This window comes from Paenibacillus sp. 2TAB19 (assembly GCF_052115185.1).
Classification (GTDB): Bacteria; Bacillota; Bacilli; order Paenibacillales; family Paenibacillaceae; genus Pristimantibacillus.
This window is the reverse complement of the sequence record NZ_JBFRGE010000031.1, coordinates 55,143-75,201: the sequence shown is the minus strand read 5'-3', so window position 1 is coordinate 75,201 and position 20,059 is coordinate 55,143. Positions and strand designations below refer to the sequence as shown.

Here is a 20,059-nt window from a genome sequence, read left to right as displayed (position 1 = left end):
AGGCACGCCGCCAGCGTTCGTCCTGAGCCAGGATCAAACTCTCCATAAAGGTGTTTGACTTGCTCAAAAACTTTTTATTGCTTTTAGTCAGAAGCCGAAGCTTCTTAACTGGCAGTTTCGCTCGTTGTTCAGTTTTCAAAGAACAATCTCTTGTCTTTCATTTCTTGCTTGTCGGCGCTTTGTCTCAGCGGCGACTTTTATAATATATCACGTTCGCCTATCTCTTGGCAAGTACTTCTTTCAACTTTCGACATTTTTTTTAATCTGTCGTTTGTCTCAATATTTCCTCTTCAAAAGCGGCGATTACTAATTTAACACATAGGCTTCTAACAAGTCAAGTCTCTTGCCGAATCTTTTTTGAGCAAAGAAAAAGCCGCTTTCCCATTCAATTGAAAGGGGCAACGGCCACAAGTTCGGTTCAAGGTTACGCACTATGATTGGCTAGTCTATACCGAAGCTCGATAATGCCGGAGTCATCGATTTCCTTCATTACAGCAACCTCGCTAATATAGGAGCGCTTAACAAGCTTCTGCAATAAAAGGGACAAGTCTACATGAAGTACTTTAATGTCTGGATGACTCTGAAGCTCCGCAATGCTCCATGGCTCTGATCTATCCGCTAAAATCTTAAGCAGCAGCGAGCAGCTCGACTTCATCTTATTCATAACCGAGAACTCACAGGCAAGCATAACGAGCTGTACGCGTTGCTCCAGCGTCTCCGGACTTGCAGACAATTCTTCATATAGCTTATAGATTCCCGGATGTACAAGCCGCATCTGCTTCCATACGGTAAGCTCCGGATGACGTCCTTCTTCTATTAATACGATATGCGCCCAATGATGCAATGAAGTTAATACATGACTGTACGCATCAAGCAAGTTGCCGTCAAGCAGATCCTGCTTGGCCTGCAAGTATGTTCTTAAAAATCCTGAGAACTCGACAAGCTGCTTCTGTTCGCGCAAGGAGTGAGGAAATTGAAGCAAGCTCTCACGCACACTGCCCAAATAGCCTTCCCGATCCAACAGAATCTCCCCCCGAACGATCCATTCAATGATACTCCGGTTTTCACCGCTCGATATCCAAGCTTCCAAGCTCTTCTTATCAATCGTTCTAATCAATACGCGTTCGCCTTCGAATTGTACATGCTCACTGCTGTTCTCTATAGTTTCTTTGTCCAATACGGCGAGCACTAACAGGTCCAGTCCATCGATCAAAGGATTGTATGGATACGGATTTTCGATCGCTGCAAGACTGATTAGATCGGTATCGTTGCAGTATTTGCTGTTGAAATGACTTTTTATATGTTCCACTGTTTCCTCCATATAGCTAATCAGATTCCATTAAGCTATAATATTAATCTACGGATTTAATTCTTTTTCGACAAGTCTGCTCTTATTTCCTGCTTCGTCCGAAAAGAAAACAGGTCTCAATTTCATAAGCATAAAGACTTAGGAAGGATTGGAACAATGAATAAGATCTTTTTCAAATCAGCTAAAATAAACGAATTTCGCCTATGGGGCTTAGTCTTTACGCTCGTCGGAATGGGTGTAATGATTCTCGGCACAGCAGGCATTGTGTTCTGGGGACAAGCTGGCAAGATCATTGCCGCAATCTTCATGGTTATTGGCATGATCTCCTTGCTAATCAGCGTCGCTGTCTACTTCTGGGCGGGCATGATGTCAACAAGTGCGACGATGCTTCAATGTCCCGAGTGCGGACGTCCTACGAAGATGCTTGGCAAGACTGACCGCTGCATGTATTGCAAAACGATACTTACGCTTGATCCCGCTCAAGCGACTGCAGAGCCTTCGGAGCAACATTCCTAAACGGCTGTCGTCGTCCCTTGGCGGCATAAGCTAGGAAGAGTGAAACTTATACTTTCCTATTATTTTAAGAAAACACCCTTCTCCGGAAGGGTGTTTTCTTGTTCTTATCGTATGATTACGGGCGCTTGTTGAGCGCTTCATCTATGGTTGTCCATATGGCTTCCGTCTGGAATGTTCGCTGCCATGTTGCGACTCCTGCTAGATCATACTTGCGGGCTAACGCAACGCGAGCCTTCATCGACAAGTCATCCTCTATCCATATCCGCATGAGTGCGCCATCCTCTGTATACTCAACGTAGTTTTGACCCGCCGCTTCATCCAATACGGGCTTCAGTTTCTTATCCGCAATGATTTGCTTCACTTTGTCCATGCCAACCGACTTGGACGACACCTTCACAGTACCATCTTCACCTTTTGCTTCGGTCCATATTCTCGTGTATAGAGGCATGCTGAGCACTAGCTTATTAGCAGGTACGGCATCCTCCTCCAAAATACGTCGGAGCGACTCTTCGACCCATGGAAGCGATGCGACCGAGCCGGATTTAGGACTCGAAGCCCAATGCTCGTCATAGGCCATTACCATCATATAATCTACAACTTTGGCCAGCGCGGGACGATCCAAAAATAGTGACCACATCTCACTAGTCGACTTTGGAGTCACATCAATCGACACGACCAGCCCTTGTTCGTGTAGCAGAGGCGTCAGTTCTCTAACAAATTGGACCAAGTTTTCTTTATCGCTCGTTTTCACATTCTCAAAATCAATATTAATCCCTTGCAAATTATACAGCTCTGCGAAAGACAACAGCTGTTGGATCATAAGAAAACGTGTCTCCACCGTGGCGAGTGCAGCTGTCGTCTGTTCCGGCTCGAAGCCGTTGCTGAACAATGCCCACACTTGCATGCCTTTCCCATGAGCCCATTTGACGTAAGCCGGATCGGCCTTTCCATTAATCGTACCTTTGCCGTCCGCCAATTCGAACCAAGTCGGGCTCACTACGTTAACGCCTAGCATAGGTCCGATTGCCGAAGGATTTGGGTTTTTGGAATAAACCGCTTCCCAAGTCATATTGATTTTGCTGCCAAGCACCTTCCAGGCTACAAAAGCAGGCACGCGATCCGGTTCAGCTACTCGTTCAATCTCGGTCAACTTCACATCGCCTTTATTCATATAGCCGATATTTCCGTCCCCGCTCTGCACTATGAACCAGCCATCCTCCTCGCCCCATATCCGAAGCGATTCGTTCAATTCCAGCTTCCGAGTGTATGGCGCTCGAATGGTCGGTTCCGTTCGAATTGCTGCGCCATCGGCATCAGTAGCTTCTGCACGCTGCACCGCATTTCCAGCGACGAGCACGGTTACGATCCCCGTCTCTTCCACATATTCAACCTGCAGACCGTATAGCTCCTGAATCGGCGCTACCGGTATATAGACATCGCCGGCCTCCGTCTTCTCGGCAGCAATCGTCAAGTCAAAAGGCTTGCTATTAACAGTCGCCGTCAAGGAGTCGGTCTTCAGATGCAGGACCTTGTTAGCCGTTGTGAAGATAATGGATCCTGAATCCGCTTCATATCGGACGGGTTTGTCCGGTCCTAACAGCTGTTCAAGAACCGGAAGCGGCAGCTTAATCTCATTATTTTCGATAATAGCGCCTTTGTCAGCTTCCGCTCCGCCTACAATGATCGGGTGCTCCGAAGCGTACTCAGGTTCCGTCTGCTCCCTGTTCGGTATGAAATTCATATATCCGTACCAGCCAAGAACGGCTGCCGCTGCGATAACAAATAACAAAAATATAATTCCGATTCCGCTCTTCCGCTTGCGGCGCGGCGTTCGGCTTTGAGCCGTCTCCAAACCATCACTCTCCTCTATGTCAGTAGATGCAGTATAAACTGAGTTATATACGAATATTGTATCAAAATAGTTACAGCTATGGGCATACTAAAACTTTCCGAAGGAAAGTCTCAGCATCAAAAAAACGTGCAGATCAGCGGAATGCCGCATGCTGCACGTTTCTGTGTGGGTTCATAGCTCTGCTGGTTAATTAACTTGGCTTGCGCATGGAGGACAAACACCGTAAATCTCCATTCGATGTCCTTCAACCATAAATCCCGTTTCACTTGATGCTGCGCGTTCCGCATCGAGTAAAGGCGGGTAATGAAAATCAACGATTGACCCGCATTTCTTGCATATCGCATGATAATGGTCGGATAGATCGGAATCGAACCGGCTAGAATCATCGCCATATGTCAATTCACGCAATAAGCCTGCTTCAACAAATAAACGCAGATTGTTATATATCGTAGCTACGCTCATACTCGGATAGTTAGGCGAGAGCGCTTTATAAATCTCATCTGCTGTCGGATGCGACATGGAATCCATCAAGTAGCTTAATATGGCGTGACGCTGCGGGGTCATACGGACGCCATTCATTTTCAACTGTTCAAGTGCTTGTGTTACGCTGGCTCCCATTCCCCTCACGCCTTTCTTAGTAATTATTCTTATTACTATTGTACGTTCTTCTTTCGGAATTTGTCAATGAAAGCGCATCTATATCATTGCCCAGCTTTTTTCAACGAAATACTGTTGTTCGCATTAACTTGAATACGGTGTGTTCCCGCCCCTACTGAGCCTCGAATCGTTTTCTTGCTTATATCGAACGGAAAGTCGCTTGCAATGTTTCCAAAAGTTACCGACCCATAGATGGCAAAGTCGCCGACTTCGGGCAATACAAGCCGTATTTCGCCTACCGAGCTGTCCAAATCCCAGTCGCCGCCCACTTGATCGCTGCTCACCTCAATCGATCCATTTAACGTATCCGCTTTGATGGATGCATCCGCTCCGGTTACTTTTATTTTGCCGTTCTTCGTCTCTGCTTCAAGATCTCCGCCAACATCCTGCAGTTCCAAGCTTCCGTTCAATGTATTCGCGTACAGCTGACCTTTGATTCCAGTTGCTGCGATCGTGCCGTTCTTCGTCTCGATTGAGCTGTCGCCGTTCACCTCTTGCAACTGAACATTGCCGTTGATCCCTTTTACCTGAACTTCGCCTACGATATGATCGACCTTCACATTGCCGCTGCTGATTCGAATGTCTAAACCGCCCGGAAGCAGCAAGCCTGACACGTCGACCGCGCCTAGCTCCGATTCGATTTTCAGACTGACGGCACTCTCCATCTCTTGTTGCTCATCTTGCATGCTCGTAGTTGAAGGGGCTAGCGGCGTGGCCGTAACATTCGTGCCCGTATCTGTAACATCAGGCGTAACTGCTGTTCCTTCGTCCGTAACGCCAGGCTGATCTGTCGTTATTGGCGGCGGTTCGGCAGCAATTGGCTCCTCGACATACACTTGATCGGATAGCGCCATTGGTATCGTCAACGTCAGATTCATTCTAGGCTTGTGGCTGCCGTTAGCGCCGTAGGCTTGGCCCTTCGTTTCAAAGGCAACCTCGCTGCCCGGCGTTACTTTAACGGTTGATTGTTCCGCGATTGAATCTGCCTCGGCTTGATCCTCCACATCGACCCATACCGTTGCAAGCAGCTCCATTTCCTCGACGTCGCCGGAACGAACGGTAACTTGTCCATTCGGATTCACGATTCGAATAGACGAGATTTGCTCATCAAGCGGTACTTTAACAACCGTCTTATCATAACGGAAGCCTTTTTCTTCCCCATATTCTGAAATGCCGCTTATGTCCACATTCCATTGATCGAGCCATCTAAAAGGAAAGTCGGCATACTGGGTAACTACATAGGCCATTAACGAAATAACAAGCGCAACCGAAATGCCYGCAACGTCGAGTCTTAGCTTCTGCACGATTTTGCGCGAACGAAGACTGTATATAATCATTTCAATACCAAGCATAATAAAGATAACCGGCCACCACTGGCCAAGCAGCGCAATATCGTTGCGTCCTTGGATTTGATCCCACAGGAGCAAAGCGCCCACAGCTACGATCAATACGGCTGCCGTATATCGACCTAGTTTGAACATTGTCACCAACCTCTTTCGCCTAAACGCCAATAATACAACAGCAATTCCTATAATAGCCGGACCTACGCTTAGTTCAGCCAGTTCATTCATCCATGGCAATATAACATCAGGAGGCTTGACCAATAAGAAGAGCAGTCCACCAGCAGCAGTAAGTGCTATTCCATGCGACAAACCAACATGGATAGGAGCTTCTTCTCCCCGCTCCAAGCTCTGCAACGAATCGTATACGCTCATGAAATAAAACACGGGCAGCATCAGTCCCAAATAAACGATTAGCAGCAGATGCCTGCCACCATCCGAATCCGCCAACCTTATAATAGCTGTCACATCAATGAAATAACCGACCAGCAGCAGCAGTCCTCTCGGATATTGGCCGGCATAGAGATGGCCCGTACCAGGCAATAGGAAAGCGAGAAGAACTGCCACCCATCTTCTTTTGTTGCGCTTTACTCCGAGCTTACCCAATGCACGCCCTCCAGATGCTTTATATGCTCCAACAAATCAAACAACGGTTCTGACTTCGGCATCAAAACGTGAAAATGCAGCGCTACTCGCCCGTTGCCGTCGCCTTCACTTTCTTGCAGCAGCATTTTGCGAATCACGATCTGCTTGTCGCTGAGCAGTGTGTTAATGGAACGAAGAATTTCAGCCTGATCTGTTGCCTCAATCTTAAGCAATTGCTCTTTCTTTGCACGTATATATCTTTTCTCCAGCTTATTGAATGCCCATAACGTAAGCAGCACCATCACCGTCGTTACCGTGGAAGCGAAGTAGAAGCCTGCGCCGACCGCAAGCCCTATCGCCGATACGACCCATAGCGACGCAGCTGTCGTCAGACCGGTAATTGATTTCCCGGTGAATAATATCGTACCCGCTCCGAGAAAGCCAACGCCTGTAATAACAGCCGCGGCTAGCCTTGCAGGGTCAACACGGACATTCGGCTCGTCGACGAACGCCGAGAAACCGTATATGGACAGCATCATGAGCAAACATGAGCCGAGACAGACGAGTATATTCGTTCGCAATCCGGCCGCATGCATCGACTGCTCACGCTCAAAACCAATAAGTCCGCCAAGCATCAAGGCAAGCATAAGACGTAAAAAAATATGAAGTTCGCTAATGTACCATGGGTTTTCAATTGGATTCATGTTCGATTCATCCCGACCTTTCTACACGTTATTGTAACATAATTGTATGCCAATCATCGTCCATACAGGCTAATACAATCATAGAAAAAGGCAGGCCGGGTGCTCCTTTGAGCTCCACAACCTGCCTTCTTGCTAATCATTACACTTGCCGCAAATATAATTCGTCGGCTTATTTCAGACGTTCAATCAGCAGCTTATTAACAAGCGCAGGATTCGCCTTGCCCTTCGTTTCCTTCATAATCTGGCCAACGAGGAAGCCAATAGCCTTATCCTTGCCTGCTCTATAATCTTCAACCGATTGCGGATTCGCTTCGACAATTTGGTTCACGATGCCAACGAGCGCGCCTTCGTCACTAATCTGAACGAGGCCTTGCTCCTCAACGATCTGCTGCGGCAGCTTGCCCGACTCCAGCATCGATTTGAACACAGTCTTTGCGATCTTACCGTTGATCGTACCTTTCTCAAGCAGACCGATCATCTCGCCAAGCCCTTGGCCGGTAAGCTTAACAGCATCCAGCTCAAGGCTGTTCGCGTTCAAGTAACCAAGCAGATCGCCCATAATCCAGTTCGATACCGCCTTCGAGTCCTTCGTGTAGCTTAGGCTCTCCTCGAACAGATCAGCAAGTTTCTTCGATGAGGTGATTACTTCCGCATCGTATGATGGCAAGCTGTAGTCTGTTGTATAACGCGCCTTACGCGCATCGGGAAGCTCAGGAATGGTGCTGCGTACCGATTGCTTCCATTCCTCGCTAATATGCAGGCGGACTAGATCCGGGTCCGGGAAGTAACGATAGTCATGCGCTTCTTCCTTGCCGCGCATCGAGAACGACTTGCCTTGCGCATCGTCGAAGCGGCGCGTCTCTTGAATAACTTCGCCGCCGCTGTCGAGGATCTCAGCTTGACGGATTTGCTCATATTCAAGAYCGCGTTGAACGCCGCGGAACGAGTTCATATTTTTAAGCTCGGCGCGCGTGCCGAATTTCTCTTGCCCATAAGGACGCAAGCTGATGTTGGCATCGCAGCGCAAGCTGCCTTCTTCCATCTTCACGTCCGATACGTCGCAATATTGCATAATGGCCTTCAGCTTCTCGAGATAAGCTTTGGCTTCCTCAGGCGTGCGGATATCCGGCTCGGACACGATTTCAACAAGCGGCGTACCGACACGGTTGAAGTCGACAAGCGAAGCATAACCGCCGTCAACGTGAGTCAGCTTGCCGGCATCCTCCTCCAAGTGAAGGCGCGTAATGCCGATTCGCTTCGTCTCGCCATTGACTTCAATATCGATCCAGCCGTTCTGACCGATCGGCTGATCGTATTGCGAGATTTGGTACGCTTTCGGTGAATCCGGATAGAAATAGTTTTTGCGGTCGAACTTGCTGACGTCAGCAATCTCGCAATTGATCGCCAAAGCGGCTTTCATCGCGTATTCAACCGCTTGGCGGTTCAGAACCGGCAGTACGCCGGGATGCCCTAAGCATACAGGGCAAGTATGTGTATTCGGCGGTGCGCCGAAAGCTGTGGAGCAGCCGCAAAAGATTTTGCTATTCGTATGGAGCTCCACATGGACTTCCAGCCCGATCACCGTCTCGTATTTGGTTGCTTCAGACATTCGTATCGATCCCTTCGTAAACGTATATAACCGCTTATCGCTCTCTTTCGCTTATAGAGGTTGTTCAAAAAGTCCAATTTTGATCACGAAGCTTATCAGGTAGCTTACTCGACATCGAATCTTGAATTCAGCCGATGCTTACGAAGTATGTTTCCTCCGGAAACATTGTAGCTCACGTAGCTTTTTGCTACGCTCCGCTGCTCATTTCCTAGCTTCTTTCAACCTTCTCGGTGCTGATAACCGGACTTTTTGAACATACACTTATAGCTGCGGACGCATTTGGTGATGCTCGGTTTGCTGCTCGAACGCATGCGCGGCGCGCAGCACTGTCGATTCGTCGAACGCTTTGCCGATAATTTGAAGCCCGATCGGCAACCCGTCAGCTATGCCGCAAGGTACGCTGATCGCAGGAATGCCAGCAAGACTGACTGGAATCGTACAAATATCGTTCAAGTACATCGTAAGCGGATCGCCGACTTGCTCGCCGATACGGAAAGCAGGCGTCGGAGCCGTAGGACCGATAATAAGGTCGAACTTCTCGAACACTTGGTCGAAGTCCTGCTTGATGAGCGTCCGAACCTTCTGCGCCTTCAAATAATAAGCGTCATAATAACCGGAGCTAAGCGCGTAAGTGCCCAGCATAATACGGCGCTTCACTTCAGGACCGAATCCTTGGCTGCGCGACTTGCGGTACATATCGATCAGGTTGGCCGCATCATCTGCACGGACGCCGTAACGGACGCCGTCGAAGCGTGCCAAGTTCGAAGAAGCCTCCGACGATGCGAGCAAGTAGTAAGTCGCAATCGCATAATCGGTATGCGGCAGCGATACTTCTTCCCACGTTGCGCCCATCGATTCGTATACTTGCAGTGCCTTCATAACGGCTTCCTTCACGCGCGGATCGATGCCCGCTCCTAGATACTCCTTCGGTACGCCGATACGAAGCCCCTTCACATCACCGGTCAATGCCGCTGTGTAATCTGGAATATCTACGTTGGCGGATGTTGAATCGCTTGCATCATATCCTGCGATGGCTTGCAGTACGTAAGCCGAATCTTCTACGTTTTTGGTCAATGGACCGATCTGGTCAAGCGATGAAGCGAATGCAACAAGACCGAAGCGCGATACTAAGCCGTAGGTCGGCTTAAGGCCGACGATACCGCAATAAGCTGCAGGCTGGCGAATCGAGCCGCCTGTGTCAGAGCCTAGCGCAAAGTACACTTGTCCTGCCGCAACCGATGCAGCAGAACCGCCGCTCGAGCCGCCAGGCACATAATCGGTGTTCCACGGATTGCGCGTTGGGAAGTAGCTCGAGTTCTCGTTGGAACCGCCCATTGCGAACTCATCCATGTTAAGCTTCCCGATCGTCACGGATTGCGCAGCTTTCAGCTTGCGAACCGATGTTGCATCGTAAATCGGATTGTAGTTGCTTAGGAATTGGCTCGCGCAAGTCGTAAGCAAACCATCCGTTACGATATTATCCTTAATGCCCGCAGGCAAGCCGAACAATAGGCCGCGCTCTCCGCCCTCTTGCAGTTGCTTGTCCAACTCTGCCGCTTGCTGCTTCGCATTTTCTTCATTTAAGGTAATGAACGCTTTGATTGCAGAGTCCGTCTCCGCAATTCTCTTGTATGAAGCATCGACCAGCTCAGTGACCGATAGCTCCTTGTTGTTCAGCTTGTTATGTACGTCCTGAAGGCGCAAATCAAACAATGCCAACAGTAGTTCCTCCCTTCAAAATAAACCATTCTTATTATTCAAGCACCGCTGGCACTTTAATTTGTCCGTCTTCCTCGTCTGGCGCGTTCAAAAGAACTTTCTCAATCGGCAGCGATTCACGCTGCACGTCGTCGCGCATTACGTTCGTAATCGGCAGCACATGGCTGGTCGGTTCGACATTGTCGGTATCCAGACTGTTCAGCTTCTCCGCATATTTCAGTATCGCGTTAAGCTGCTCGGTGAATTGCGATTTCTCCCCGTCGGTCAGCTCAAGCCGCGCAAGCCTAGCTACATGCTCGACATCTTGTATCATTATGCTCATAGGTGCATGATCCTCTCTCAAAGGTTTAGATGTTGCTTATCCTGCAATCATTCTTCCTATTATAGCTTAAGACCGCGAATAACATCAACRTTATGGCATGACGAATAGAAAGACCGCTCAGCCCGTTAATCAAATAACGGACGAAGCGGTCTTCTGTGTCTCTAAATCCAAGCCTTCAAATTAATCTGGCGTATGAAGTCCGCAGGGCTAGCCGGTTCGGTGCTTGCCGTCTCGGCTTCCTCTTCTTCCACTTCGCCCTTCATAATCCGATTGAACAACTGCTCGTTGTGCGTAGCAAGCGCATAGTCAATGAGAGCCTCTCGTTCAATACGATCGATCTCCTCTTGGATAAGCACCTCTTCAAGCTCAACGTCCTCGTCCGGAACTAGAAAATTACGATTCGCCTTCGGCACTCGCAGCACATAGTCGAATACGTTGTCTGCGTTACGGTCATAAGCAATAATATAGCCATAATCCCCGACGGGTAAATTTTGTTCGAAATGGTCAGCCACTATGACGACCTTTGTGCCTAATTGTAGCATCGTCCTCAACTCCTGTTTCATCGCCGCTGATTCTATCACTATTATCCTACTAAAAAATAATAGCGGTGTCCAATCGCGAGATAGAGAAGCTGCTGGAAATTATGATTTTTGCTAATGGAGCATGGTTAACGCCTTATCAATCTATTGCAGGCGATGCCCGGAGTACACCGATCGCAGCTATAAGCGCTGCAGCTATTACAATAATGCTGCTTACGAGCGACCAACCAAAATCTGCTGTTCCGTACTCGATATTCGCCGCCAGCTTCGAGGCGAAGCCTCCAAGCGCACCTGGACTCCAGCCTGCCTGCTTCGGAAGCAAGGATGCAAGCAAGGTAATGAGCGCCGCAAGGCCAAGTGAAGAGAACGCCGCTCCTGCCGGACTGCGAAGCAGCGTGCTGAACAATAACGTAAAGGACATCACGACCGTAATCCATAGGCCGTATACGAGGAAGCTTGTTATAATCTGCATAGGCGGCACTGAACCGATTAACAGCTCCGTATAATACCAAGCCCCCGCATATCCAAGTGCCAATGAGCCCCAAGCAAGAATTAGCATAGCTAACCACTTCGACAATATAAACGAGGTAATCGTTACCGGCTTCACAAGAATAAGCGATGCTGCCCCGCTATTCCTCTCCGTCGATACCGTTCCCATAAATACGAGTACAAGAACAAGCAAACCCATCGTCCCGAATTGCGACAGCGTCCCCGCCATTACACTCGGCGCGCTAGGCAATGGTATGTCGATAACCGCGCCTTCGGGAAGATTGCCTGCTTGTTCCAAAATGACCGGCATGTAATAATTCGATACCGGCTGCATAATGCCGAGCAATAGGAACACAAGCGGTACCCAAATAAGCTTGAGGCTGCGGACAAGCTCCAGCAGCTCCTTCTGAATCATTACGAGTAAGCGCATTATTCRGACACCGCCTTCATGAAGAGATCTTCCAGGGTGGAATGGCCTACCTTCATATCCAACAGTTTAATGTTCTCCCTCGCAAGCTCTTCAAGCAGCAATTGCCTTGCTGCTTGTACTTCTGACACTTGAATCCGCCCTCGACTCGCAGTTACTTCTATGTCATCGATAAACTCGGCTAAATTTTCTCTCGAGGACGTTGACACTGATCCTTCGCGCCTCATCCGCTGCTTCATTCCTGCAAGCCATGACTGCGAGTGGGCATCATTATCTACCGTAAGCTCGATAATCGGCCTGCGGTTCTCGTTMTGAATGGCGGCAATCGCTCCTTGCAAGGCGATTCGTCCATCGCGAATAATGATGACATCATCGCATAATGCCTCTGCATCGTGCAGGACATGCGTAGAGAACAATACCGTTGTCTCCTGTTTCAATTCGCGAAGCAAGCTCAGCACTTCACGCCTGCCGACTGGATCAAGCGCTGATACCGGCTCATCCATAATGAGCAGCTTCGGACGATGGATAAGCGCTTGGGCAAGGCCAAGCCTTTGCTTCATACCGCCGGAATACGAGCCGATTTTTTTGCCGGCAGCCTTAGATAGTCCTACTCGTTCCAGCAGATTCTTGGCAGACGTCTTCGCTTCCGATGAAGCGAGTCCGCACAGCCGGCCTGCATACACGGCATATTCATATCCCGTCATCCAATTATAGAAGGATGGCGACTGCGGCAAATAACCAATCAACTCACGCTGGCTGCCGCCTTCTCGTATGCCTTGAAAGCTAATTCGTCCACTCGTAGGAGCAAGCAGTCCGGCAATCATACGAATGGTAGTCGTCTTCCCTGCCCCGTTCGGACCAAGCAATGCAACGCAATGGCTTTCTTGAATAGTAAAACTCATGTTTGTTACAGCTGTGAAGCTGCCGAACGTCTTGGTCAGCCCCTCCGCCTTCAGCAATACGGTCATCGTCCGTCTCTCCTTCCGAAGAGGAAGAATGCGATTGGTCCAAATAAGCTAACGAACACGATTATGAGAATCCACATAAGCTTCGGCCCTCTCGTTTGATCCGCCTTAATACACAGCACAAGAGCGATTACCATTAAGACGAACTGTATAACGAGAATCGGCGCAATAATGGGCAGAAGAGTGGACAAATCTATCGTTTCATTCATATTGTTCATGCAAATTACCCCCTAAATTGATTTAATCGTCGTTACCTTTACTGCGGTTAAGCCAACCGCTGCGGATAAAGATCCAATAGAAAATGAGCGGCAGCGGAAACTGAATGAGCCCCCACAACGCCCAAAACCACGGAAGACGCTCCCGTTTACGAGCATCAAGAAACAGCCACGTTGATTGCGTACCTAGGATGAGCAGCAGGAGCAACCAGAACCATACCGACTCCAGCATCATCTGTTCCATCGATGACTCACCTTCTTTTTGCCGAACATGACAGCTACATAACCTACTGCGGCGCATGCAATAACGGCCTGCATAATCGCGAACCATACAATATCCCGCTCCAGCACCCACATCATGCCTCCAAACAGGAAGCAGCCGATCAGCCAAAGCAACAGTAATTCCTTCCATTGCTTCCGGCGTATTGCTTGCTTATGGGCGCCTACTAGCGCCTCGAATTCGAACCGATCAGGCGTATAGGGTTTATGCGCATCATCGAACTGCTTAAGAGAATCTCCAACGCGGCTATCGAACCAGCGCTCATCTTCAGACCCTTTGTTTGAATTGTCATTGTCCATTATCGCCCAACTCCTTCCGTAACTGCTTCAAACCGTTATGCAGCCTTGATTTCACTGTGCCGACTGGCAGATCGAGCATGCTTGCAATTTCCTCCTGGGCATAACCGTAATAATATTTAAGCAATACGGCTATTCGTATATCTCCGGCCATGCGCCCGATAGCGTCAAGCGCTTCCGGCCAATCCCCGAGCATCGTCTGCGTCTCGTAACGAATCGCTCGGAGCGTCTGCTCCTCTTGCACCCATCTGCGCTCACGCTCCTTACTGCGAAGCCGATCGACATAGATACGGGATGCAATCGTAATGAGCCAAGTCGAGAATTTTGCTTTTCCTTGAAAACCACTGATCTTCTCAATCGCTCTTAGCATCGTCTCTTGCGTGACGTCCTCGGCATAACTTTTGTTCATCGTCAGCTTAAGCACATATTGATATAGGAAAGAATAATGCTGCTGCAGCAACTCCGAAAGCGCGTGGGAATCGCCGCGAGCTGCTTTGCGTATTAGACCATGCTCATCAACCACTACAACGCTTCCTCCTTCTCTCTATCTATAGCTTTGACGCTTCAGCAGCCCATTTCGTTCATTCGTCATGAAAAAAACTGCGAAGGATTATTTTTCCTCGCAGTTATTCGTTATACGTATATTGTTATTTGGATGTCCTGCGACTATACCAACGCCATGCTTCTTCCACCTTAGTCTGCTCCAAACATGCTACCCGGTAATCGAATGGACTTCCCATCGCCTGCACGGACAACGTAAGCAATTGTTTGCGCATCTGGCTGCGCGAGCGTTTCACGCGCATCACAACGATCTGCGGACGGCGGATCAAATACGTTGACCTACCGATAAACCTTCGTCTTAACGTGAGCTGCCCATTCTCCAGAAGAAGACCTGCCGACTTGTAGCATGCATATCGCCAGCCGAGTACGAGAGGAAGCAATATAAGCGACCAAAGCGCAGCGGCTTTAAACAATACGATGGCTGCCGCACAAAGCACAATTGTTATAAGCAGTGTGCTTCTTACATAATAGAGAAGCGCGCGCTTAGGTGCTGCGGCAAATGCCGCATTAGGAGTATCCTTCAACTGCGGCACGAATGCTTCAAGCAGCATTGGAATTTCTGCCCGCGACAGGTAAGGGTGCAGCATCATTTGCTCGTTTTTGTCCGAGGATACGATTTGAAGTTTCACCTCGGCATGGCCCAACGCTTGGCGAAGCAGCCCTTCTTTCACGATAACCGCCTGCACCTTCTTCGGATCGAATAAAAAAGTCTTTTTCTCCAGCAAGCCATAAGACACCGATATTTCCTTGCCTACTCTTCTAGCTGTATAGCCGCTGTACTTCAATATGTAGAGCAGAATGGAAAGCACCCAGGCCGCAGCAATGCCCAGTAGGACGATAACGCCGATTAAGAAGTAACCTGGCATTAGACTCGTCGAGTCTTCGACGACATTTTCGAAGAAGTGATCAGGCAGCAGCGCTTGAACGAAATCATCGGCGAATGAATACAGACCCGCTGCAAAGGCCGCAACAAGACCAAAGTTCATCGAGGTCGCTGCCGCCTTCAGCAGCTTGACTGCATCAAGACGAAACGCTGCATCGTCGCGATCCGCCTCTGCCTCTCGATCCACCTGATTACTGCCCCGTTTCTGGGCAGCAGGCTTGTTAGATAAAGCCTGAACGGCTTCCTCTCCTTGCGGCAGTTGCCGTTCTTCATCCGCCTCCAATTCTTGATTGTGCGGAACCGTGTCAGCAGCAGGAATCTGACCGCGAAGCACCAGCCGAATATGATTGGCTTCGCTAATCGATAGGGCAGGCAATATCCCATCCGCCTTCTTATTGCCGCCAGGCGTCTCGATCTTCACCTGTGCCACGCGAAGCAAGCGATGCACAAGCTGCTGCTCCACGTTAACGGAATGAATGCGGGTGAAATAGATCGTCTTCTCATCACGAAAGAAGACTCCTTTGCGAATGATGATGCGATCCGCTTCCACCCAAAATCCGAATTTGCGCCATTCCAAATATCCAAGCACAAGCAATAACGCGGCCAAAGCGCCGCCTCCCGCATACCAATACCAGTCCAGCTCCGACCACGCCGTCCCTTTGACCAAAGCAATTAGGAGGAGCGGAATAAAGCCTTGGATCGTATTCACAAGCGCAAAAAACACATATACGGGATGCAGCTTGCGGCGCTGTATCTCACTCATCCTGATCGTCCACCTTCGCCAGCTTGCCGATTCGCTGCTTAAGCTGCTGCGCTTCTTCCAGCTTCAGCCCGCTTATCTTATGCGTTGTCGCAGCCGTCACTACCGAGACAGCAGCGAGATCAAACTTGCGCATAAGCGGTCCGCTCTCCAGCTCCACATGCTGCACCCTCACCATCGGAACGAGCACATTGCTTATGAAGATAAGCCCTGATCGTATTTCCAGCTCATCCTCGAACAGCTCATATTGAAACCTCGCATACTTCGCTTTCGGTATAATCCATGTAAAGAGTACAAGCGATAAAAGCAAGAGGCCTAAGCTTATCCAAACCGGAATAAACGTCCATTCGTTCCATAACGCTAATAACAAATAAGTAATAATGATGAGCAAAAATACGCCATTCGTGATCATTTCGCTAATCCTGTACACCTTGATGTAGTCGGGATGCAGCCGCTTTGTCAGTTCGTTGTTCATAGTAAGACTCCTTCTTCTTAAGGAAGCACGATGAGCCCCAGCTGCGTTCGCGTCAAGGCCCTCGCTCCTTCCGACTCTACAAGATAGCTGTTCTCTACACCGACGACGCCAAGCCCCGGCAACGTAAACTTCGGCTCGACGGCGATAACCATACCTTCTTGCAGCGGTATATCAAACCCTTTGGCTAGTACAGGCCACTCGTCGATCTCAAGACCGATGCCATGACCTAGAAACTTAGCTCGATCAGCGCCATAACCCATGAAATGATCAGCCAATCCCGCTGTCTCGGCGTAAGCAAGCGCATTAGTATATAACTGCGAGCATATAGCTCCCGGAATCATACTCCTCTCCGCTTCCAGCAGCAATTGCTCCGACAATTCATAGGCCTTCATTAATGGCTCACTCAGTTGCCCAATGACTGCCGTCCTCGTCTGATCAATGACATAACCATCGATGCAGCAGCCAATATCGATGAGTATTGGTTCATTGCGCTTAACCGTCATCCGGCTCACGCTTTGCGGAGAGGCAGCGCCAAGTCCCAGGCCTCCGGCAGGACCGTCGAAGTAAGAAGGTACAGCTGCTGCCGCCCCCGAAATAACCATGCCGGTCGTAATCTCTTGATTATAGCCGCGCATTCTCATCAGCCCGATGTGACCGCGCTTCCTTAGCTTATATTCAAGCGAAGCCATCCATTCCAGCTCCATTACGCCTTCCCTCAGCTCTCCGAGCGCTTCCTCCAACGATTCGGATACGGCTAAAGCTGCCTGCTCAATGCGGCTAATCTCCCAAGGTGACTTGATCATTCGGAGCGTACGAATGATCCCCGAGCCATCGATCAGACGGCAACGATCCGGCACTCCTAGTAACTCGGCTAGCTTTAAATAAGTTTGAGCGGGCAACACGTCAAGATCACAAGCAATCTTTGGCAGTTGGCCGGCGCCTAACAGCTCAGGATAATCCTTCTCGAGAGTAGCCCTCAGCTGCTTGAAGCTGCCCAGCTCCCGCACGCGCAGCGGCGACTCCTGCTCCGCCCGCCATAGGCTTCGCTTCACATAGAAGGACGGCTCGCCGCTGCACGGAACCAATAAATATCCGTTCTGCATCGAGCCGCTCAAATAATAAATATCAACGTTTTGCGTAACCAAATACGCATCTACGTGCCCTGCCTGCATGGCTGATTGCAGCTTCCTAATTCGCTCCCGCACCAGCTCTGCTGGAATATCCATTGCTATATGTAAGTTGTTCATACGTTACGTGTTCAGCTCCTAACTCGAATTCCCTCCCCTTATTAGACCAATTTTCCATTTTTGCGTCAACCTGCTACCAGCTCAGCCGCCCCCTTTATATACCATTCGATCGGTTCAAGTATGCGAAAGGCTCTCGGGTACTCCACTTTTGCAATGATTACGACGCTTGGCCTATAAAGCGTTACCTCATAGTCATAGCTATCGTTACGATAGACGTAAGGAAAGGTTTCTTCCGAGTTGATAATCTCGAATACGGCAAGCTCCAGCGGCTCGCGAAGAAACGAATCCGGCAACGGAACCCCCGCTTCGTTCAATCGCAGATTATGCTGCAGATAAACAGCAGCAGCCTGTACCGCTTGCGTCGGAGCAATGCGCAGCTGGCCATTGCCAAGCGCCGTCTCATCAATCTGCTGCGCGGCTGCATGGGCAGCCCGATTGATCGCATGCTTGCCGAGGAACAGTGTCTGCATCGCCATCTCCTCCTCCACTTGCATCATATGAATCGCTCCCCATACAGACATCATCATCACTATTAGCAGCAATTTGTACACGATATTGTTCCTTCCCTCGATCTATCTCTGGATTCTCTTGCTTAAGGCACATATTCGCTCATCTTCATGCCGAACGCCTTCATTCTCCCGTTCGCGGGCGGCGGCGATATACCGATCAGTCTGTCGATTTGAAATAAATTTTCATACGGATAGCTGGCAGTCAGCGACAGCCCCGTTCCTCTCGGCAAGGGAGCGCTGGGATTCGTTGCATTAACCCCGCTCTCCGACTTCACTTCGAATAGGATCGACTCCCGCTTCAGGCCGAATGCCTCCATCCGGGACTTCGCCTGCTCAAGCATCACAGGGCCAATATAACCGTAGCTTCCACTTGCTCCTACCTCCAGCAAATAGTCGACTTCCTGTTGCAGCACTGCTTGCCTTACGATAAGCACATGCTTGTAGATTGGAGAGAACATCATCCAACATATAAGCCCCGCGAACAGAACGAACAATAAGATTTGCTTCATGGGCTCATCTGCCTTATATGATCGCTAATCGCTTCTCCCGCCCCGTTCACTTGGCTCTTCATTCCGCTGTCTCCTTCGGCAATTGCAGTGTATAAGAGCACAGCCGTAATGAGCAGCAAAGTTGATATCAGAATAGCCCTCATACTCCGTCACCTCCGACATGTTCCAACTCCTGAACGACGACAACATTCATTAAGGAACAAGCGCGCCAATCTTCGTATTTGCGGCATTGCCTTGGGATTCGATCTGGCTGCTCGTTCCTGTTGTATCCTTAGCGATGATCGTGTTAAACAATACGATAACAACGACAAGCAGCATGACAGTCATTAGAATATTACGCATGTGCATACACCTCCCTTCTATGAACACACGGTACAGTTTACTTCTTCATTAGCTCAGCGATTGAAATAGTTTCTGCCCTTCACGCACCCACGGATAAATAAATACCTGGAACGTATATAAGATGGGAATGCCCGCTATGACGAACAGTACATACGACGTCGATTCCTTCTTACTCTCCTTGGCAAGCTCCAGCTTCTCCTTATAATCCTCAATCCTCGCTCGCAAAATATCGTAATACTGGCTGCTCTCATGCTGGCGCAGCGCGTCGATTGTCTCGACAAAACTTAATCCTTCATCCGTGCCTAGCCGCCGCTTAAATCGCTGAAGCGCCTCGCCAGCATCGTGATACCATTCAGCGAGCAACCGCTCCAGTTCTGGACGCAAAGCTCTTGTAAAAGGAATGCATCGCAGCAGCTTGGCGTGGATATGAAGCGCCGAGTCTGACAAATACAACAGTTGATTGCTTACTGCATAGATCTCCTTGGTCATTCGAAGCACCCGCACTTTGCGTATCGATGAGAGCCATGTCTTGTCAACCATAAGCAGCATCCCTGCAACTAACAGAGCACCGACGAAATAACTGGTCGAGGCAGTCACTATATGCAAAGTAGCGACGATCAGGAGGATGATAGCCGCAGCAATTACCGTTGCAGCAATCCCGATTCTACGAGCTAATACGTACCAAGCAACATCGAGCGTATAGCCGCAGCCGCCAAGCAGCAGCTCGCGTTCCGTGAATGCCGCGCTTTTCCTAACTACTCCGAACAACCGCAGCCAGCTTGCCGGTGCCTCCTTCGTCCGCCAGCTCAGCAGCGATAGATGCTTCCAACGCATCTGTCGTCTCGGCAGCAGCTGCAGCAATACTCCTAGAGCGATTGCTGCGAATAGAAACTGTCCGACCGTTGCCGCAATCGAAATGAACGATGCCGTAAAGTGGTGCATAGAACAT

The 20,059-nt window shown here is 49.5% G+C and carries 24 protein-coding genes; 1 reads left to right on the top strand and 23 read right to left on the bottom strand.

From position 1 onward, the window contains the following. Nucleotides 1-424: 424 nt before the first annotated feature. Entirely contained in the window at nucleotides 425-1,309 is an 885-nt protein-coding gene (locus AB4Z33_RS15930) for a nucleotidyltransferase-like protein (RefSeq protein WP_442050836.1), read from the bottom strand. A gap of 156 nt (nucleotides 1,310-1,465) precedes the next feature. Here AB4Z33_RS15930 and AB4Z33_RS15925 point away from each other — a divergent pair, with 156 nt between their 5' ends. Beyond that, complete coding sequence (locus AB4Z33_RS15925) at nucleotides 1,466-1,825, top strand: YgzB family protein (RefSeq protein ID WP_337100860.1); 360 nt, start codon at nucleotides 1,466-1,468, stop codon at nucleotides 1,823-1,825. Between the two features lie 115 nt (nucleotides 1,826-1,940). Here the strand turns inward: AB4Z33_RS15925 and AB4Z33_RS15920 are convergent, their stop codons facing one another. The 22 genes from AB4Z33_RS15920 to AB4Z33_RS15815 all read right to left on the bottom strand — a co-directional run bounded on the left by AB4Z33_RS15920 (nucleotide 1,941) and on the right by AB4Z33_RS15815 (nucleotide 20,052). Further along, entirely contained in the window at nucleotides 1,941-3,677 is a 1,737-nt protein-coding gene (locus tag AB4Z33_RS15920; protein WP_442050835.1) for a glycosyl hydrolase family 18 protein, read from the bottom strand. Between the two features lie 186 nt (nucleotides 3,678-3,863). Next, the gene (gene perR / locus AB4Z33_RS15915) at nucleotides 3,864-4,295 is read right to left on the bottom strand and encodes a peroxide-responsive transcriptional repressor PerR (protein WP_337100862.1); all 432 of its coding nucleotides are present in this window, start codon (nucleotides 4,293-4,295) and stop codon (nucleotides 3,864-3,866) included. An 83-nt stretch (nucleotides 4,296-4,378) separates the two neighbouring features. Continuing rightward, entirely contained in the window at nucleotides 4,379-6,280 is a 1,902-nt protein-coding gene (locus tag AB4Z33_RS15910; RefSeq protein ID WP_442050834.1) for a DUF4097 family beta strand repeat-containing protein, read from the bottom strand. Next, nucleotides 6,262-6,954, bottom strand: coding sequence for an MgtC/SapB family protein (locus tag AB4Z33_RS15905; protein WP_442050838.1), 693 nt, complete (start codon nucleotides 6,952-6,954; stop codon nucleotides 6,262-6,264). Before AB4Z33_RS15905 ends, AB4Z33_RS15910 begins: the two co-directional genes overlap by 19 nt. A 178-nt stretch (nucleotides 6,955-7,132) precedes the next feature. After that, nucleotides 7,133-8,572: an Asp-tRNA(Asn)/Glu-tRNA(Gln) amidotransferase subunit GatB gene (gatB, locus tag AB4Z33_RS15900; RefSeq protein WP_442050833.1), complete on the bottom strand. Its 1,440-nt coding sequence runs from the start codon at nucleotides 8,570-8,572 to the stop codon at nucleotides 7,133-7,135. Nucleotides 8,573-8,833: 261 nt separating this feature from the next. Next, entirely contained in the window at nucleotides 8,834-10,291 is a 1,458-nt protein-coding gene (gene gatA / locus AB4Z33_RS15895) for an Asp-tRNA(Asn)/Glu-tRNA(Gln) amidotransferase subunit GatA (RefSeq protein ID WP_442050832.1), read from the bottom strand. A 34-nt stretch (nucleotides 10,292-10,325) separates the two neighbouring features. After that, a complete protein-coding gene (gatC, locus tag AB4Z33_RS15890) occupies nucleotides 10,326-10,613 on the bottom strand; it encodes an Asp-tRNA(Asn)/Glu-tRNA(Gln) amidotransferase subunit GatC (protein WP_442050831.1) in 288 nt (95 codons plus the stop codon). Between the two features lie 161 nt (nucleotides 10,614-10,774). Next, on the bottom strand, nucleotides 10,775-11,155 hold the full coding sequence (locus AB4Z33_RS15885) for an ATPase (RefSeq protein ID WP_442050830.1): 381 nt from the start codon (nucleotides 11,153-11,155) through the stop codon (nucleotides 10,775-10,777). 136 nt (nucleotides 11,156-11,291) lie between these two features. After that, on the bottom strand, nucleotides 11,292-12,071 hold the full coding sequence (locus AB4Z33_RS15880; protein ID WP_442050829.1) for an ABC transporter permease: 780 nt from the start codon (nucleotides 12,069-12,071) through the stop codon (nucleotides 11,292-11,294). Further along, nucleotides 12,071-13,036, bottom strand: a complete 966-nt coding sequence (locus AB4Z33_RS15875) for an ABC transporter ATP-binding protein (protein ID WP_442050828.1) — start codon at nucleotides 13,034-13,036, stop codon at nucleotides 12,071-12,073. Before AB4Z33_RS15875 ends, AB4Z33_RS15880 begins: the two co-directional genes overlap by 1 nt. Further along, entirely contained in the window at nucleotides 13,033-13,251 is a 219-nt protein-coding gene (locus AB4Z33_RS15870; protein ID WP_442050827.1) for a PLD nuclease N-terminal domain-containing protein, read from the bottom strand. The genes AB4Z33_RS15875 and AB4Z33_RS15870 overlap by 4 nt, the downstream gene beginning before the upstream one ends. A gap of 22 nt (nucleotides 13,252-13,273) precedes the next feature. Further along, nucleotides 13,274-13,492, bottom strand: a complete 219-nt coding sequence (locus AB4Z33_RS15865) for a sigmaY antisigma factor component (protein WP_442050826.1) — start codon at nucleotides 13,490-13,492, stop codon at nucleotides 13,274-13,276. After that, on the bottom strand, nucleotides 13,480-13,827 hold the full coding sequence (locus AB4Z33_RS15860) for a YxlC family protein (RefSeq protein WP_442050825.1): 348 nt from the start codon (nucleotides 13,825-13,827) through the stop codon (nucleotides 13,480-13,482). The genes AB4Z33_RS15865 and AB4Z33_RS15860 overlap by 13 nt, the downstream gene beginning before the upstream one ends. Then, nucleotides 13,817-14,347, bottom strand: coding sequence for an RNA polymerase sigma factor SigY (sigY, locus tag AB4Z33_RS15855; protein ID WP_442050824.1), 531 nt, complete (start codon nucleotides 14,345-14,347; stop codon nucleotides 13,817-13,819). The genes AB4Z33_RS15860 and sigY overlap by 11 nt, the downstream gene beginning before the upstream one ends. 124 nt (nucleotides 14,348-14,471) lie before the next feature. Then, nucleotides 14,472-16,031 carry a PH domain-containing protein gene (locus AB4Z33_RS15850; RefSeq protein WP_442050823.1) on the bottom strand — a complete coding sequence of 520 codons (1,560 nt, stop codon included), beginning with the start codon at nucleotides 16,029-16,031 and terminating at the stop codon, nucleotides 14,472-14,474. Beyond that, the gene (locus tag AB4Z33_RS15845) at nucleotides 16,024-16,503 is read right to left on the bottom strand and encodes a PH domain-containing protein (RefSeq protein WP_442050822.1); all 480 of its coding nucleotides are present in this window, start codon (nucleotides 16,501-16,503) and stop codon (nucleotides 16,024-16,026) included. Before AB4Z33_RS15845 ends, AB4Z33_RS15850 begins: the two co-directional genes overlap by 8 nt. 17 nt (nucleotides 16,504-16,520) lie before the next feature. After that, entirely contained in the window at nucleotides 16,521-17,729 is a 1,209-nt protein-coding gene (locus tag AB4Z33_RS15840) for a M24 family metallopeptidase (protein ID WP_442050821.1), read from the bottom strand. Between the two features lie 86 nt (nucleotides 17,730-17,815). Then, the gene (locus AB4Z33_RS15835; RefSeq protein ID WP_442050820.1) at nucleotides 17,816-18,301 is read right to left on the bottom strand and encodes a hypothetical protein; all 486 of its coding nucleotides are present in this window, start codon (nucleotides 18,299-18,301) and stop codon (nucleotides 17,816-17,818) included. A gap of 41 nt (nucleotides 18,302-18,342) precedes the next feature. After that, nucleotides 18,343-18,768, bottom strand: coding sequence for a hypothetical protein (locus tag AB4Z33_RS15830; protein WP_442050819.1), 426 nt, complete (start codon nucleotides 18,766-18,768; stop codon nucleotides 18,343-18,345). After that, a complete protein-coding gene (locus tag AB4Z33_RS15825) occupies nucleotides 18,765-18,911 on the bottom strand; it encodes a hypothetical protein (RefSeq protein WP_442050818.1) in 147 nt (48 codons plus the stop codon). Before AB4Z33_RS15825 ends, AB4Z33_RS15830 begins: the two co-directional genes overlap by 4 nt. A 49-nt stretch (nucleotides 18,912-18,960) precedes the next feature. Next, on the bottom strand, nucleotides 18,961-19,110 hold the full coding sequence (locus AB4Z33_RS15820) for a hypothetical protein (RefSeq protein ID WP_307207455.1): 150 nt from the start codon (nucleotides 19,108-19,110) through the stop codon (nucleotides 18,961-18,963). Nucleotides 19,111-19,158: 48 nt separating this feature from the next. Further along, a complete protein-coding gene (locus AB4Z33_RS15815; RefSeq protein WP_442050817.1) occupies nucleotides 19,159-20,052 on the bottom strand; it encodes a hypothetical protein in 894 nt (297 codons plus the stop codon). Between the last annotated feature and the right edge of the window lie 7 nt (nucleotides 20,053-20,059).